The 12,385-nt window shown below is 36.4% G+C and carries 14 protein-coding genes; 4 read left to right on the forward strand and 10 right to left on the reverse strand.

Translation table 11 applies throughout. The annotated features are described in order from the left end of the window. The first annotated feature begins 7 nt into the window (after positions 1 to 7). Together HORE_RS10345 and HORE_RS10350 are read left to right on the forward strand one after the other, a co-directional pair. The gene (locus HORE_RS10345; protein ID WP_015923717.1) at positions 8 to 1,336 is read left to right on the forward strand and encodes an aminotransferase class V-fold PLP-dependent enzyme; all 1,329 of its coding nucleotides are present in this window, start codon (positions 8 to 10) and stop codon (positions 1,334 to 1,336) included. Between the two features lie 227 nt (positions 1,337 to 1,563). Next, entirely contained in the window at positions 1,564 to 2,040 is a 477-nt protein-coding gene (locus HORE_RS10350; protein ID WP_015923718.1) for a DsrE/DsrF/DrsH-like family protein, read from the forward strand. 49 nt (positions 2,041 to 2,089) lie between these two features. Here HORE_RS10350 and HORE_RS10355 read toward each other — a convergent pair whose 3' ends face one another. The 4 genes from HORE_RS10355 to HORE_RS10370 form a co-directional block, all read right to left on the reverse strand. After that, positions 2,090 to 2,767 carry a PHP domain-containing protein gene (locus HORE_RS10355; RefSeq protein WP_015923719.1) on the reverse strand — a complete coding sequence of 226 codons (678 nt, stop codon included), beginning with the start codon at positions 2,765 to 2,767 and terminating at the stop codon, positions 2,090 to 2,092. Positions 2,768 to 2,807: 40 nt separating this feature from the next. Continuing rightward, positions 2,808 to 3,314, reverse strand: a complete 507-nt coding sequence (locus tag HORE_RS10360; protein WP_041606090.1) for a YkgJ family cysteine cluster protein — start codon at positions 3,312 to 3,314, stop codon at positions 2,808 to 2,810. Positions 3,315 to 3,548: 234 nt separating this feature from the next. Then, on the reverse strand, positions 3,549 to 5,714 hold the full coding sequence (locus tag HORE_RS10365; RefSeq protein WP_015923721.1) for an Ig-like domain-containing protein: 2,166 nt from the start codon (positions 5,712 to 5,714) through the stop codon (positions 3,549 to 3,551). A gap of 6 nt (positions 5,715 to 5,720) precedes the next feature. Beyond that, positions 5,721 to 5,915: a hypothetical protein gene (locus HORE_RS10370; protein ID WP_041606092.1), complete on the reverse strand. Its 195-nt coding sequence runs from the start codon at positions 5,913 to 5,915 to the stop codon at positions 5,721 to 5,723. Between the two features lie 203 nt (positions 5,916 to 6,118). Between HORE_RS10370 and HORE_RS13000 the strand changes: the two genes are divergently transcribed. After that, the gene (locus HORE_RS13000) at positions 6,119 to 6,283 is read left to right on the forward strand and encodes a hypothetical protein (RefSeq protein WP_167935787.1); all 165 of its coding nucleotides are present in this window, start codon (positions 6,119 to 6,121) and stop codon (positions 6,281 to 6,283) included. Positions 6,284 to 6,783: 500 nt separating this feature from the next. On the opposite strand, the gene HORE_RS10375 is transcribed toward HORE_RS13000, so the two are convergent. The 6 genes from HORE_RS10375 to HORE_RS10400 all read right to left on the reverse strand — a co-directional run bounded on the left by HORE_RS10375 (position 6,784) and on the right by HORE_RS10400 (position 11,697). Further along, a complete protein-coding gene (locus HORE_RS10375) occupies positions 6,784 to 7,635 on the reverse strand; it encodes a DUF6544 family protein (RefSeq protein WP_015923722.1) in 852 nt (283 codons plus the stop codon). Positions 7,636 to 7,660: 25 nt separating this feature from the next. Further along, complete coding sequence (locus HORE_RS10380; RefSeq protein WP_015923723.1) at positions 7,661 to 8,278, reverse strand: TetR/AcrR family transcriptional regulator; 618 nt, start codon at positions 8,276 to 8,278, stop codon at positions 7,661 to 7,663. 192 nt (positions 8,279 to 8,470) lie between these two features. Further along, positions 8,471 to 8,704 (reverse strand): thioredoxin family protein, encoded by a 234-nt coding sequence (locus HORE_RS10385; RefSeq protein ID WP_015923724.1) that lies wholly within the window; start codon positions 8,702 to 8,704, stop codon positions 8,471 to 8,473. Between the two features lie 35 nt (positions 8,705 to 8,739). After that, positions 8,740 to 9,870 (reverse strand): permease, encoded by a 1,131-nt coding sequence (locus HORE_RS10390; RefSeq protein WP_050748658.1) that lies wholly within the window; start codon positions 9,868 to 9,870, stop codon positions 8,740 to 8,742. A gap of 54 nt (positions 9,871 to 9,924) precedes the next feature. After that, the gene (locus HORE_RS10395; RefSeq protein WP_015923726.1) at positions 9,925 to 10,266 is read right to left on the reverse strand and encodes an ArsR/SmtB family transcription factor; all 342 of its coding nucleotides are present in this window, start codon (positions 10,264 to 10,266) and stop codon (positions 9,925 to 9,927) included. Between the two features lie 183 nt (positions 10,267 to 10,449). After that, entirely contained in the window at positions 10,450 to 11,697 is a 1,248-nt protein-coding gene (locus tag HORE_RS10400) for an MFS transporter (protein ID WP_143710062.1), read from the reverse strand. A 370-nt stretch (positions 11,698 to 12,067) separates the two neighbouring features. On the opposite strand from HORE_RS10400, the gene HORE_RS10405 reads away from it, so the two are divergent. Then, positions 12,068 to 12,259, forward strand: coding sequence for a 4Fe-4S binding protein (locus HORE_RS10405; protein WP_015923728.1), 192 nt, complete (start codon positions 12,068 to 12,070; stop codon positions 12,257 to 12,259). Positions 12,260 to 12,385 lie beyond the last annotated feature (126 nt).

The raw sequence follows: 12,385 nt of genomic DNA on the forward strand, positions 1-12,385 counted from the left end.
GATAGTTATGAACACTTATAAAAAATGGAGAGGGCAGGTTGTTGGTGTTAACAAAAAGGTCCCCCTCAGTAATAACAGGCTTTCCACCTATGTTAATTTTGATAACGCGGCCACAACCCCACCATTTAAATCGGTAATAGAGCGGATTACTGAATTTGCAGGCTGGTATTCCTCCATTCACCGGGGAAAAGGCTATAAATCAAGATTATGTTCTACAATTTATGAAGAGGCCCGCGGGGATATTCTTAATTTCGTTAAGGCTGATCCCGATTATTATACCCCTATCTATGTTAAAAACACCACCGAAGCAATTAATAAACTGGCCTATACCCTGGGTCAGGATACTGATAATAGAAATATTATAATTACAACCTCAATGGAACACCATTCCAACGATTTACCCTGGAGAAAATACTTTAAGGTAGAATACATAAAGCTGAACGAAAAGGGGCAACTATCTCTTGATGACCTTGAATCAAAACTAATAAAACACCGGGGCAAGGTAAGACTGGTTACCGTTGGTGGGGCCTCTAATGTAACCGGTTATCTCAACCCGATTTATCAAATTGCCGGCCTTGCCCATAAGTACGGGACTGAAGTAATGATCGATGGAGCCCAGTTGATTCCCCACCACCCTGTCGAAATGAGTCCAAAAAAAGCGGGAGAAAGACTAGATTACCTTGCCTTTTCAGGACATAAAATGTATGCCCCTTTTGGAACGGGAGTCCTTATAGCCCCTCAAAAAACCTTTGCATCAAATACTCCAGACCAGGTCGGTGGGGGAACAGTTGATATAGTAACCCCTGATTTTGTGAGGTGGCATACCCCCCCACATAAAGAAGAAGCTGGCTCTCCCAATTTAATGGGGATAGTAGCCCTGACTGAAGCCATTAAAATTTTAAATGAATTCGGAATGGAGTCGATTTTGAATCACGAAAAACGGCTGACTGATTATACCCTGAAAAGATTAAATAAAATACCTGATGTCATCCTTTATGGAAATAAATTTAATAGTAAGGATAGATTAGGAATTATCCCTTTTAATATTGACGGGTTATCCCATGAATCAATAGCCACTATACTGGCCGGTGAAGGTGGTATCGCCGTAAGAAATGGCTGCTTTTGTGCCCAGCCCTATGTCCAGCAGCTCCTCAATATATCTGAACAGGAAATACGGGCCAGAATAAACAATCCTGACCTACCCCATCCCGGTCTGATAAGAATTAGTTTTGGACTATACAATACATTTCAGGAGATTGATAGGTTAATAGATATGGTTAAAGTAATAGTCTCAAATAAAGAGTATTATTACAGAAAAACAAAAATTAATTTTTAACAGGAAAATTGCGAGCATTATTTAACTAAATGTATTTTTCACAAAGTATTATCTATTTTTGAAGAATCAAAAATACCCTCCATGATAATAATAATAGTAGTTAATGATAAGGAGTTAAATACGGAAGAAGTTGTTGTTAAAAAACATAATACTAAATTACTCCTTAATTTTTTAAAGCAGAACTTGAGCAAATTAACATAATATTTAAACTCTGGAGGTTATTTATAGTGACAAAGAAATTAAACATCCTCATGTTCAGCTGTGAATATGATAAGGCCCTGGCTGCCTTTATTCTTGCCGATTCTGCCAGGGCTATAGATATGGAAGTATCTATGTTTTTTGCCTTCTGGGGCCTCTTTTTATTAAGAACACCCGATAAACTGGACTATAAAGACAAAACAAACTTAGAAAAAATGTTTGGGGCAGTAACCCCGAAGGGACCAGATGAATTACCTTTATCCCGGATGAACTTTAGTGGTTTTGGTAAATTTATGCTGAAAAAAATGATGAAAGATGACGACGCTCCAACCCTTAAAGGTCTTCTTGAAGAAGCACATAAAAAAGGGGTCAATTTTTACTGCTGTAAGCTTTCCAGTGAAGTTATGGGGATAAAAAAAGACGAGTTGCCATACAAAACCAAAATAATGACAGCAGAGGATTATTTGAATGATGCTCTCAATTCAGATATTCAACTTTTTATATGAAAATTACTACTGTCTTATCACCCTGGTAGTGGTAAAAATCAAAAATTTTCTAAACCGATCTTATTAACTCTGGAGAGGGGGTATTTTTTAAGAAATTCACCAGCTCCCTCTCATTATTAATCTCTCCATCTATAATAATACCACCCCTGGCAACATCCTCTATCTGATGAAAGTCAGATCCTGATATTAACTTGAGCTCATTATTAATAGCAAACTGGTAGGCCAGATCATTATAGGAATCATGCCTGGGGTTACCATTATAGACTTCTATTCCATCAATTAAAGAAGGATTGACCGGATTGAGTCCCGGTCTGAAGGGATGGGCCTGATAGACAAGAATATCATTATCATTAACCAATGTTTTAAAGTCTTTAAGAGTTAATGTAAAGAGCCTGGGATTATTTATCAAAAATTCCGGGGTTATACCATAGACCAGAAAGTCATTGGGACTCTCTTCAAAGGTTAATTCTATTCCCAGAAAAACCTTTAGACCGAGCTCCCTACCTCTATTGAAGGCTGTACTATAACCAGTAAGATACCTTTTTATCTGTTCTTCCCAGCCCAGTGATTCTATATTATCAAAAAAACCCCGTTTATAATGGTCAGTAATTACCACACCATTATACCCGGCTTCCTTATATAATTCAACCATCTGTTCTGCCCTTACCTTGCCACACCTGCTTGTCTCTGCTGTATGAACATGCATATCGAGTTTGAATCCTGACATATGTCCTCCCTCATTTATGACTACATTCGCAAAATTTATTTTACCACAATTCAGCCTTCAAATCCTCTATTACATTATATACAATGGGACAAATATAGGTGTTATCAATCATTTCCAGAAACCTGTGGTTAAACATTTTTTTTGTTAAATGTGGATATGACCGGCAGGAATCGGGTCTTACAGAATAAATTGTACAGGTATTACCATCTAAAAAGGGACAGCTCTCACCCTTTAAAGCAAAACCGGTTTGCTGCTCTCTAGATACATATTTATTCTTAAAATCATTAATACTTATCCCCAGTTGCTCAGCAATTCTTTTTATATCATACCTGGTAAATCTGGGACTTAAATTCCTACAACAATTACCACAATTCCGGCAATCAAAAGAAGAAAAATACTTATTATTCAACTCCCGGACCAGGTTGTCCACTTTCCAGGGATTACAACCCCTGATAAAAATCCTGAATTCCCGGTTTTCATCCTCTTTTTGCCGGGCCAGTTCCTCAAGCCTTTTCTGATTAATAACCATGTTAATAAGTTTTAACACTCCCACCTGAAATATGATAAAAACTTAAATAAATTCTGATATCCAGTTAAAGATATATTAAACCATTTTTAGTAAAATGTCAACAAAACTGAGAGTTTTTGTGGATAACTTGTGGACAAATTGTGGATTTACTGTTAATAATTAAAAAGTAACAAAGAGGCCCCGGGACAGGACCTCTTTGTTACAATTTATACTTAATTTAGCTCTGACACACAAAAATGTAAACCATTTTTCTTATTTAGTGACAGCATTAACACTGGCAGGAGTCATAATATAATCAGTCAGGATGTCCAGGGTTACTGACCCTGATTCTGGTATAACTGCATTGGGTTCACCTGGTATATCGGGGGGAGTTACTCCATAATAACCCATTGCCTCTACATACTCAGAGTTATTATCCAGGTCTACCATGGCATAGACATAATAGGTCCCTGGAGTAACAGAAGCAGAATAACTGATCTGGTCTTTATTAGTATACTCCCCGGCTATAAATGCCTCCTGTCCATTCCCGCTATCAGTATCAGTATCAATAAACACAATATAAAACCCTGTTGCCACTTCCGGTAATGTTATAGTTCCATTAACGTTAAGCTCCTTTGTGGCATACATATCAACATTAAAGTTAACTTTGCCGGTATCAGGAACACTTGCCGTAGGGGATGTCGGTAAGGTTCCGTCAGAGGCCTGGCCATGCACTCCTTCATAAATACCTGATTTTGCATAAATATAATAGGTTCCCGGGGCAACATTGTCAAAACGGAAAGGTGCCTCAGTAGTTGCTGTCTCCACAAAATAGTCAAAACAATCAACATACCCATCGGTTTCATCCAGGTTGTCATCCAGGAAGACAGTATACTCCTGGTAAGATACAGATTCCGGGAAGGTTAAAGTCCCTTTAACATTATAGGGGTCACTTACTTCTACTGTAACCGTACCTGTAGCCGTTTCCCCAAAGGGATCACTTACCGTATAAGTGAAGGAATCTGTACACGGACTGGTGGGGGCTTCATACATTAAATCCCCATACTCATCTACATAAACTAAACCATAAGTGGGCTGGGTAAAGCTATCCAGGGTCAGTGAATCACCGTCAGGATCACTCGTATTATACTCATAGTCAATCCATATTGTACCATAAACATTAGCAGTTTCCACAATGTCCCCAGCTACTGGAGGGGCATTTTCGGTAACTACTTCGATAAATACCGTACCTGTATCTGATCCATTACCATCACTAACTATATAATCAAACTGATCTGAACCGGTATAATCAGTATCAGGAGTATAGGTTATCGTATAATCAGGGTTAACTGTTACACTACCATGGACTGGGTTTGTGCTTATACTAACCTGTAAGGTTTCAAATTCAGCATCATAGTCATTTTCAAGGACATTTATCGTAAGAGGGTTATTCATCATGGCATTGACATTATCATCATAAGCCTCAGGTGGGTCATTTACAGGTAATATTTCAACAGTAACTGTCGCTGAATTTGAAATATTATTGTTACTATCAACAATGGTGTAAGCAAAGGATGCATTTCCATGGTAGTCAGTATATGGGGTAAAGGTGACCGTCCCATCATTATTATTAATGACAATCCCCATAGTAGCTGAATCATTAATTTCATAAACACTTATGGGGTCCCCTTCCGGGTCAGTATCATTGGCCAGAAGGTCAATTGTGGTTGTAGTGTCTTCGTCCATAGTAATAGAGTCATCGTTAGCTGTAGGAGCAGCATTACCACTACCAATGGTAACATTTACAGTAGCCTCAGCTGTTAACTCACCATCACTTACAGTATAAGTAAAGCTGTCAGAACCTGTATAACCATTGTCAGGAGTGTAGGTTATAGTTCCATCACCATTTTTTACAGCTGTTCCATTTGATGGAGCAGTAACACTCTGTAAGGTCAGGGTATCCCCGTCTACATCAGTATCATTAGCCAGGACATCAACTACTACTGGTTGATCTGCAGTAGTGGTTACATTATCATCTTCTGCAAGGGGGGCATTATTATCACTGCTACCAACAGTTACTGTAATTATGGCTTCTGTCTGAAGGTTTTTATTATCAGCTATTATATAAGTAAAGGTATCTGTTCCGCTAAAAGCAGGATCAGGGACATACTTTATTGTCTCTCCATCAACTATTGAGGCCCTACCATGGGAAGGTTGTCCCACTTTAATTATTTCCAGGGACTGTTTTTCAGGGTCGGAATCATTTGTAAGGGGTTTAATGGTTACCGGTGTGCCAACATCTGTTTCAACTGAATCATCCTGGGCTACCGGAGGCTGATTTTCGCTGATAAAAATTGCCTTGATAGATTTATTACTATCCATGACAATCTTGTTTTCAACTACATCCTTTCCATCAGGGCCACCCCAGCTATCAAACAACCAGCCTTAATCAGGACTGGCCTTAAGACTTACAGTTGTCCCTTCAACGAACTTCTGACCACTTGAAGGGTTAACCTGTCCCTTGCCCTCAATTTCAATTGTAAGGGTGTATTTCTTATCAGATAGTATGTCATTATTACTACAACCAACCATCGCTACCAACATTACCAGTACTGCTATTATAATGGTTTTTTTAAACATTATCTTTCCCCCCTAACATAGAATAAATTAAAAACTAAATAATTTATAGATATTTTTTTATATTAAACTATATATTAAACTATATATTTAGTTAACTTTAACAGGTATGAATCAACCACACAATAAGGATTAATAAATCGTCTTATAATTTAATAACACCGGGGAATAATAATAACAGAAACCAAATTAGATTGGAGGTAATTATGGAATACGATAAAAAGAAAAAAAATAACAAGAAAAACCAGAAAAATAAAACCGATGAAGAGTTTTTGGTACAATCCCCCAGTATAAACCCAGATGACATAGAAATAGATGATGAGATATCTCCAGATGAACGATTAAGAAAGAAAAAGAAAGAAGACCATTAATTTAACTTTCAAGAGGAATCCTTGCTTCAGGGGATTCCTCATTCTTTATCTTATCCCGTCTTTAACTACATAACTTAATTTAAATAACCATTTATTTAGAGATAACTAAAAAATTATATCTAGAGTTAGTTATACAAGTTCTCATAATTATCTACTGTTCAGTAACTTTTGAGTGAAAATTACATAAGTTTTATCCATTGACTCTTATATTATCTTTAATGTTTTAATTTGTCTGTTAAGTTTAAAAATCATAATTTAGTTAAACAGTTGGTTAAATTATATACTTTTTTTAATAACCTGTCAAGATTTGCTGAAATAAATACGTTTTTCTTTTATATAAAGTATATATAAAATTTAATGTATTTTATTTCTCTAAAATTTGTGGATAACCTGTGGGAAAAATGTGGAATCATTGTTATTAACCTGTTAATAAAAAGTTTAAATGGTATTTTTAAAATATAATTACTCTTAAATAACAGATTTTTAACGTTTAACCTGACTTAATAAATAGTAAGTTTGTTATACTCTATATCAGTTACTTTAAATTTATAATAACTAAAATCACCGGTATCCAGTCTCCATATTGCTTCAGCCCTGGTAGGAATTTTAAATCCACCCCGGTCTTTATAATCTTCAACTAAAACTAAATAATCTTCCAGAGTAGCTCCTCCGGCTCTGGACATATACCTCTTACAGGTATAACTTATAACTTCACCCTTATGATTGAAATTAAAAATCGCTGATGCTGATAACCCACCATAACTCATAATAGCCCTGGCAGAGTTTGAATCTACTTCTTCCCATTCTATATAGTTACTCAAGGCAGCTTGCGGAAACCATACTATTTCCCCTAAGTACCTGAGCAAAGTTCCCTGGTCAATTTCCTTTCCTTCAGCATTTACAACAGGAACTAATGCCATAAGTTTTATGAGCATGTTACCTTTTCCCTTATAATACCTATCTCTTCCATTAAAATATAAAAAGGGAGCCATCCTGACTTTTACCTTCCAGACAAACCCGGGTTTGTCAACTGTAAAATACTGTTCAGCCCGGGCCGACATCCATGGCTGGTCTTTTTCAGTCCTTATCATACCCTCCTGTTTTAACCTCACCGAATATATTTTTTTGCTACCATTAACTCCTGAATACCTCAACCACTTCTGGACAGGCTCAGGTAAACTTTTTAATTCATGTTCATTTATATGCCAGCTTGATTTATAATTGTCAACAAATAACTGGTTGACTTCCTCTTCAATTTTTTTGTTAAAGGTTATATTTCCCAGGCTAATTACCACTAATCCAATGACCAGACTTATTACTATTATCTTAAAAACTAAAATTAATATTTGCATTAGCTCCCGCTCCCCTTACTTCTTTTTATTCTTCCTTTAGTAGACCACTGAATATCAGATTAAAATGGTGTTCTATTAATCTATTAACCTGATCTTCAGAAATATCTTTTTCAACAATTAACTTAATAATTAATCCAAAAGTAGCGGTCCAGATAACCTGAGCCGTAAGTTCAGGGTCCCATTCTTTAAAATATCCCTCACTAATTCCCTTTTTAATATTATCAACCAGCATCTTTAAAGCCAGACTATCCTCTGAAATCCCCCTGCCCAGTATAGCTGTCTTCTTGATTATATCTTCGTTACTACTGAGCATAAAAGTTTTGTAGATATCAGGTGAATCCAGGGCTGCTTTTATGTAACAGGTAAAGGCATCTTTTATTTCTTTTTCAGGCCTGCCCTCATTTTGTATAACTGATTTAACGGAGTTAATAATATTTTTATAACCTTTACTTAATAACACCTGAATAATTTCATCTTTGTCCTTAAAATAGTGGTAAATAATGGCCGGGGAATAGTCCATTGACCTTGTGATTTTTCGTATAGATAATCCCTCAATACCTTCATTAGCTATTATACCCCGGGCCACTTCAAGAATTTTTTGTTTAATTTCCTGATGTTTTTGCTGCTGGCGTTCTTTCCCCATAGCAGGATACCACCTCTGGAAATAGTTTTTAACACTGTTTATTTTTTGAACACTGTTAAATTATATTATAAACCTGATTGATTTAATTGTCAAGTTTTTCTGTATTTTATTGTTTTATATGTAAAATAACTTCACTATCTTACTTTTGTAGACATAAAAAAAGGCCCCGTTTAAGGGGGCCTTCTTTTACATTTATTCAAACCATGATCTGATTTCACTACTGGAAGGAACCTTCCCCTCTACCTTTATTTCACCGTCTATGACAACAGCCGGGGTCATCATAACCCCCCTGTTTACAATTTCATCCAGTTCCTCCACTTTAACTATTTCGGCCTCAACATCTAAGTTCCTCAATTCATTTTTAATCAAATCTGTAGTTTTCTGACATTTAGGGCAACCACTACCAAGGACTTCAATCTTTTTCATTTTACTTCACTCCTTTAAATTTATATAATTTTATTTTAAACTACTATGGCACCATAAATTAGTCCACTGATTGTAGCCATAGCTACAACTAAACCTATAAAAACAAGTGTCTTTTTAGTTCCCATAACACTGCGAATAACAAGCATATTGGGTAGACTTAAAGCCGGTCCGGCAAGTAAAAGGGCCAGGGCTGGTCCTTTACCCATTCCCAGACCAAGAAGTCCCTGTAAAATAGGTACTTCAGTCAGGGTAGCAAAATACATAAATGCTCCCAGAATCGATGCCGTGAAATTTGCTAAAATAGAATTACCTCCCACAAACCTGGTAACCCAGTCTGGCGGAATAATACCAGCATCGGTACCGGGACGTCCCATTAAAAAACCGGCTATTAGAACCCCGGCAAACAACAGGGGTAATATCTGGGCAGCAAAATCCCAGGTAGAATCTATCCAGTCTTTAAGTTCTCCCTTAGTAAACCAGCTCTTTAAGATGATTACCATTATTATTAGTAAAGTAATAGTAATTATCCATTTAATATTAAATATTTTCACCCAGAAACCTGTTGCCTGTTGGGGTTTACCCCAGGCGGCAAAAATTAAAATTAAGACCAGGGTCATAAAATATATTAAGTTCTGAAGACCAGTTCTACCCGCAACACCCTCAGTATTTTTACCCATTACTCCTTCAAGCCTCTCTTTATCTTCTTTACGGAAGATTACTGCCATCAGTAAGCCAATCACCAGAGCAAAGATAACTGCACCAATAGCCCTGGCCAGCCCCATCTGCCACCCCAGTATCCTGGCTGTCAGAATTATAGCCAGAACATTAATGGCTGGACCTGAATACAGGAAGGCCGTAGCTGGACCAATCCCGGCTCCCCTCTTATAAATACCGGCAAAAAGGGGTAAAACAGTACAGGAACAGACAGCCAGAATGGCACCTGATACAGAAGCTACTGTATATGAAACCCATTTTTTAGCCTGGCTTCCGAAGTATTTAATTACGGCCTGTTGTGAAATAAAATTGGCAATAGCACCGGCAATAAAAAATGCGGGTATCAAACAAAAAAGAACATGTTCCCTGGCATATTCCTGTAGCATTAAAAAGGACTCGACTATTGCCTCCTGAATTTTTAAATTATGAAATGGAACAAAATAAGCCATCATAAATATGGTGACATATAATATAAATTTTTTTAGTCTGGTCAAATTTATCACTCCTTAGTTTATTCCCAGTTCCTGTTGTTTCCTTTTTAAATCTTCCTGTAGTACTTTATCAAGGCACCCGAAAAATCCACTGACACAAGGGGTTCTCAAAAAATATGTTACTTTTAAACCTTCTTTTCTGAAATCGATGAGCCCGGCATTCTTTAAAACCTTAAGGTGTTTTGAGACTGTTGGCTGGCTAACACCCAGAATCTCTGTCAACTCACATACACAATGTTCCCCTTTTTGACCCAGGATATCTATTATCTGTAATCTTGTTTCATTAGCAAGGGCTTTAGCAATTGTAGCTCTGGCTTTATATATATCTTTATTAATAAATATCACCACCTTTATCATATTTCTTATTAACTATATTACTATATTGGAATATAGTTGTCAATAAAAAATACTAAAGAATATTAATATATTGATAAACCAAAACCCTGGCCCGTGTTTTTACCCGGGACCAGGGTTATCTGGAATTATAGCAATCATAATATCTTTAACATTATACTTTAGTATTATATTCCGTTTTTGTTTTTAACCGGTTCTATATTGTAGTTCTTTCTGTTCCAGTTCTCTGAACGATTTTACAAAAAGTAAGGCACTTATAAAATAAAAACAGAAAGTCAGGAAGTAAGTAGCCTGATATCCAAAGTGGTTTATAATCCAGCCAGCAGCTGTGGCACTACCTCCATGGGCAATACTTTTACTGGTTCTCATAAGGCTACTGGCTATTGTCTGCTGGGTATCAGGTGTTATCTCCATAGCAAAATCAGAAGCTATTGGCCGGGCCATATTTACTAAAGCTCCCCGTAATAAAAAAGCCATACTGACAACGGCAAAATTCGGTACAAGAACTATTGCCAGAAGGAAAGGTAGGGAACCAAACTGGGCCACTCCGACCGATTTTACTTTCCCGAATTTGTTGGTAAGGAGCGGAGTTAGAAATAAAGCAAGAGCTATAGCAGCCCTGTATAAAAACATTATAGTACTTACTCTTTCAGACCCAGCCCCCAGATTTTTAGCAAGAAAAACACTAAAAAAGGGAGCAATCATTCCACTACCGATACCAAAAAACAACTGGTAGAGACTCAATCTCCTGATACGTTTTTTCTTCAGACTAGTGACTAATCTTGCTTTCTTTTTACTGCAATTAAATTTATTTTCCTTTTCATAAATAAACAGGGCTGGAATTATTGCCCCCAGAGAAATAATTCCCAGTGTAATTAAGACATATTGATAGGCCAGAACTGTATTTGTTTTACCTGCTAATATAGTATTGAAAAAAAGTGGTGGTAAAAACCCAACTAAAAGGGTACCGATTGTTCTGGCTGCAGTCATCAAGATAAAATTAAAGCTAAATAATTCCTCCCTTTCATTATCATCACTATTGTTAGACAGAAAAGGAGCCATCATTACCAATAAAATAGCAAAGGCTGAACCATATATAAGATTTGCCCCTATTAAAATAATCTTGTTGGAAGTAATTCCCTGGACGATTAAAGAGCTCCCTATTAGAAAACTGGCCATTAATAATATCCTTTTTGGTCCCATCTTCTCAATTAAAGCTCCCGCGGGAATAGCCAGGATACCTGTAGCCAGAGTCCGGGCAGCTACCGCTTTACCTACAAAACTCTCTGTATAACCCAGCTCTAAAAAATACAAACCTAAAATGACCTGCATAGCCCCGAGACTGATAAAACTAAGGACAACACAACCGAGAAAACTCCTGGCATTAACAGAAAAATTCCTGATACGATGAACATAATTTGTTAATTGTGACATTGTAACTGTGTTAGTTTGACCCTCCAGTTTAAAATAAATTATTATACGGTGATTTATCTTAACATACTGAGTAAGAAAGTCAAACTGCCACAGCATCAATTATTTTTTTCTGGTTATACTCAACTCTTTCTACCCCTGTAATCCTTCAATAAATGACGATATTCAGGTTTATGCTTCGTAAGATTATTTGTCATACTCTTTGCTTTATTAAAAAAAGACTTACTAAATAATTTTGAAGATTTGCATTATTTAAAATATCACATTTTGATAAATGGTTTACAGTTACCTACAAGGATTAAAATATAATTATTATGGATTTAGTATAATACCTTATTAACAACTATTTAACTGTAAAGGAGATGGTTCAACTATGAAATTAAAGGGAATCAAAATTGTAAAAGAATACTGTCCTCAAAACCACCCCTGCCCTTCAAAAAGCATATGCCCTGTAGGTGCTATTAAACAGAAGGGATTTGGAGCTCCGACAATTGATGAAGAGAAATGCATCTTATGTGGTAAGTGTTTAAACACCTGCCCGGTTTTTCAACCAATACCAGCTTAAACCTGAGTTTTTGTTTGCTCTCCTAAAGGGGCAGTTTTTCTGCCCACTTTATTACATATTTGTTCATAACCAGAATTAAATTCTCCTGTTTCAGGTAAAAATCAAATTAAAACAAAAGGAAATTAA

This window comes from Halothermothrix orenii H 168 (genome assembly GCF_000020485.1).
GTDB classification, from domain to species: domain Bacteria; phylum Bacillota; class Halanaerobiia; order Halanaerobiales; family Halothermotrichaceae; genus Halothermothrix; species Halothermothrix orenii.

What these genes read in the sequence shown, in the direction of transcription:
- HORE_RS10345 (WP_015923717.1), top strand. Translation starts at nt 8, where the DNA reads ATGAACACTTATAAAAAATGGAGAGGGCAGGTTGTTGGTGTTAACAAA.
- HORE_RS10355 (WP_015923719.1), bottom strand. Translation starts at nt 2,767, where the DNA reads ATGTCAGGATTCAAACTCGATATGCATGTTCATACAGCAGAGACAAGC.
- HORE_RS10370 (WP_041606092.1), bottom strand. Translation starts at nt 5,915, where the DNA reads ATGTTTAAAAAAACCATTATAATAGCAGTACTGGTAATGTTGGTAGCG.
- HORE_RS13000 (WP_167935787.1), top strand. Translation starts at nt 6,119, where the DNA reads ATGGAATACGATAAAAAGAAAAAAAATAACAAGAAAAACCAGAAAAAT.
- HORE_RS10375 (WP_015923722.1), bottom strand. Translation starts at nt 7,635, where the DNA reads ATGCAAATATTAATTTTAGTTTTTAAGATAATAGTAATAAGTCTGGTC.
- HORE_RS10380 (WP_015923723.1), bottom strand. Translation starts at nt 8,278, where the DNA reads ATGGGGAAAGAACGCCAGCAGCAAAAACATCAGGAAATTAAACAAAAA.
- HORE_RS10385 (WP_015923724.1), bottom strand. Translation starts at nt 8,704, where the DNA reads ATGAAAAAGATTGAAGTCCTTGGTAGTGGTTGCCCTAAATGTCAGAAA.
- HORE_RS10390 (WP_050748658.1), bottom strand. Translation starts at nt 9,870, where the DNA reads ATGATGGCTTATTTTGTTCCATTTCATAATTTAAAAATTCAGGAGGCA.
- HORE_RS10395 (WP_015923726.1), bottom strand. Translation starts at nt 10,266, where the DNA reads ATGATAAAGGTGGTGATATTTATTAATAAAGATATATATAAAGCCAGA.
- HORE_RS10400 (WP_143710062.1), bottom strand. Translation starts at nt 11,697, where the DNA reads ATGTCACAATTAACAAATTATGTTCATCGTATCAGGAATTTTTCTGTT.
- HORE_RS10405 (WP_015923728.1), top strand. Translation starts at nt 12,068, where the DNA reads ATGAAATTAAAGGGAATCAAAATTGTAAAAGAATACTGTCCTCAAAAC.